The organism is Candidatus Frankia nodulisporulans, assembly GCF_902806475.1.
In the GTDB taxonomy this organism is placed as follows: Bacteria; Actinomycetota; Actinomycetes; order Frankiales; family Frankiaceae; genus Frankia; species Frankia umida.
Genome location: NZ_CADCWS010000546.1, coordinates 1 through 497, shown reverse-complemented (window position 1 = coordinate 497; position 497 = coordinate 1). Strand labels below are relative to the sequence as shown.

Sequence of the window (497 nt, the reverse complement as noted above, 5' to 3'; positions counted from 1 at the left end):
AAAGAAGATTCGCACTGGATGCGCGAAGAGTTGCGCGAAGGAATAAAGGCCAGTGCCGTACTCATCTTCTTCGGTTTCACCTCTGGCTTGATCGGTGCCACGACCCAGAGTCTGCGTGACAGCAGTTCGACCGCCACGGCGCTCTTTCAGCTCACGAGCTTCGTGTTTGCGTAGTCAAGCCGCTCCCTCGATCTGAGCGAGCGCACACTGCGGATGCCGAGCCAGCCGACAGCGGAGCCGATCACCAGGGAGACTACGGTCAGGACCAGATGGACCGTGAAGAAGCCGGTCGGGCCGTGGTCCCAGGAACGATCGTCCTTCCAGACGTTGCGAAGGAAATTTGGCCAGATGGCCCACGTCCACACGCCGACTGCGATCAGGAACCAGGACGCACGCTTCGAAAGGGTCACCTCTCCAGCTTCGCACCCAGCTGAGCGGATGCGCCCACCGAGACCCGTCACGCAGCGTGGAGCTGGACACACCCGGCGGGAGTAGTA

Annotated in this window: 1 protein-coding gene; it reads right to left on the bottom strand. The window is 61.4% G+C overall.

The window, feature by feature from the left end; genetic code table 11:
* Positions 1-146 precede the first annotated feature (146 nt).
* Positions 147-410, bottom strand: coding sequence for an SCO4848 family membrane protein (locus G6R24_RS21335; protein ID WP_163550884.1), 264 nt, complete (start codon positions 408-410; stop codon positions 147-149).
* Positions 411-497: the final 87 nt, after the last annotated feature.